Here is a 1598-nt window from a genome sequence, read left to right as displayed (position 1 = left end):
GGAGGAGCTCTCGCGGCGTCGGCGGCCGCAGTGGCGGCCGACGGCGCGGCCCGTCGAGTTCCGTTCGAAGCGCGTCGATCGTTCGCGTGAGTTCGCGAACGGCGTCGACGAGTTCGTCGTCGTGGTCGGCCATACGCGATCTACGACCGCCGGGCTCAAAAACCGGCCGATCGGTCCGAGACGAACCGCGCCGAGGAGCGCGAGTCGCTTTTCGGATCGCATTCCAGACACAATTTTTATTGGAGGGCCACCTCTCCGATAGAACGAAATGGAAGATGAGCGAGGAGGACTCGTGCCGGACGGTGCCACGTTTGCACGGGCGCTCGACGCGCTCAAACGGAACGGGAGCAACATTTTGCTCATCGGCGAGGGGACGGAAGCGGCACACGAAACGGTCTGCCAGCGACTGTTCGGACCATCGGAGCGCGAGTCCGTGTATCGACTGCAGGTCTCGGTCGAGGCGACTCGAGGCGCGTGCGAGAGCACGTGCGACGCCTCCGAAACGGATCGGGTCCGAACGATCGAGTACTCGAACACGGCGACCGAACCGGGGACGGATCCGACGACCCGCGGCGGCCCGGAGTCGCCGCGCGAACTGGGGATCGAACTCGTCGAAGCCGTCGACGAGTTCGCCGACGCCGCCGACGGATTCGAACCGGCCGAACTGCGCGTCTGCGTCGACTCGTTGGTTCCCCTCTGTCACGAGTACGGGATCGAAACGGTGTTCCGACTGCTTCATCTGGCCACGTCACGAGTCGATCGGGCTCGCGGAATGGGACACGTTCACGTCCCGCTCGCTCGGAATCACGATATGGTCGCTCTCTTCGAGCCGCTGTTCGACGCCGTCGTTACGGTACGATCCCGCGACGGGAGCACCGAACAGCGGTGGTCGCTCCGCGATCCGGCGCTGTCTACCGACTGGCTCGAACTCTCCCGTCCCAACTGACGCGGGCGACTCACTGCCCCACGGCCGTCGAGGGAGTGAGTGGACTCCGTCGTTCGGTAGCGACGATAGCTCGATGGAACCATCCGTCGTCAGCTGTCAGTACACCGAATAGGTCCGAAATCCTGATTGAGAGCGGGAAATCGAGAGTGGTCACAGAACGCTGTGTTCGACGGTTTACTAGCGGTCTCTCTCCAGCGCCATCGGTGTTACGGCATAAGGTCTATATATCGAACGACCTATCGGTTCACAGAGTAGCATATATGGTCGAAGCCAACACGCAGCTTCTCGGTGGAGCCGCCGTTACCGTTTTCCTCGCGCTCCTGTTTTTCGGCGTCGTCGTCCTCTGGGACGTGGCCCTCGCCCTGCGAAGCGTCGGCGACAAGATCGACAAGCTCGAGGACAACATCGACGATGATCTGACGGATATCGCTCACCACCTCGACGGAATGTCCAACGCACGGGGCGGTGGTGGAGGAACGCAACTGCATCTCAGCGGCGGCACGATTAGCTCCGGCCCGGGCCCGAATCAGCCCCAGCAGGCACCGCAGGTGGGTCCCCAGCAAGCGCCACAGGCCGGACCCCAGCAAGCGCCACAGGCCGGGCCCCAGCAGGCATCGCAGACCGGCCACCAACAGGGACGACCGACGGCCGA

General features: G+C 63.8%; 2 protein-coding genes and 1 pseudogene. 2 read left to right on the top strand and 1 reads right to left on the bottom strand.

Annotated features, from left to right (window positions below):
- Positions 1 to 133 (bottom strand): DUF7547 family protein (locus PGX04_RS34625; RefSeq protein WP_425498446.1); only part of this gene is annotated, 133 nt, incomplete at its 3' end.
- 135 nt (positions 134 to 268) lie between these two features.
- Between PGX04_RS34625 and PGX04_RS11145 the strand changes: the two genes are divergently transcribed.
- Both PGX04_RS11145 and PGX04_RS11140 read left to right on the top strand, forming a co-directional pair.
- On the top strand, positions 269 to 946 hold the full coding sequence (locus tag PGX04_RS11145) for a DUF7504 family protein (RefSeq protein ID WP_273738570.1): 678 nt from the start codon (positions 269 to 271) through the stop codon (positions 944 to 946).
- 260 nt (positions 947 to 1206) lie between these two features.
- A pseudogene (locus tag PGX04_RS11140) lies at positions 1207 to 1598 on the top strand (AAA family ATPase); the annotation flags it as partial.

Source organism: Natrinema soli (assembly GCF_028618695.1).
The sequence above is the reverse complement of the archived record's forward strand: the minus strand, read 5'-3'. Positions and strand labels throughout refer to the sequence as shown.